Source organism: Acinetobacter sp. I-MWF (genome assembly GCF_025433935.1).
GTDB classification, from domain to species: domain Bacteria; phylum Pseudomonadota; class Gammaproteobacteria; order Pseudomonadales; family Moraxellaceae; genus Acinetobacter; species Acinetobacter guillouiae.
On the sequence record NZ_JAMBAR010000037.1, the window covers coordinates 1 to 384 of the forward strand.

Sequence of the window (384 nt, forward strand, 5' to 3'; positions counted from 1 at the left end):
AGGAGTTCCGAGGCCTTGAAGGTATCACTGGTTTCCACCAGGCGAATGTGCGGGAAATCCTTGCGCAGAAGGCTTTCCAGAGGGTTGCCTTGGGTGATCGCCAGGCGCTTGCCTGCCATCTGTTCAAGATTCGATGGGGCGTCGGGCTCCTTGCGTGTGAGCAATACGTAGGAGTTTTCCAGATAGGGACGACTGAAGTTCAGTTGAGCTTCCCGTTCCGTGCTGGGAATGATGGCGCCGATGAGGTCGGCTTTGCCGGTATCGATTTGCTCGATCATCGCGTTGACATCGCGTGCGCGCAGGATCTCGAAGCGCAACCCGGTGCGCAGGCGGATCAGCTCCAGGAGGTCGGCGGTGATGCCGCGGAAGTTGCCGTCGGCATCG

Annotated in this window: 1 protein-coding gene; it reads right to left on the reverse strand. The window is 59.4% G+C overall.

All coding sequences use genetic code 11. The features are described 5' to 3' along the window. On the reverse strand, positions 1-384 hold a 384-nt coding region (locus tag M2R48_RS21250), incomplete at both ends, for a transporter substrate-binding domain-containing protein (protein WP_262087615.1).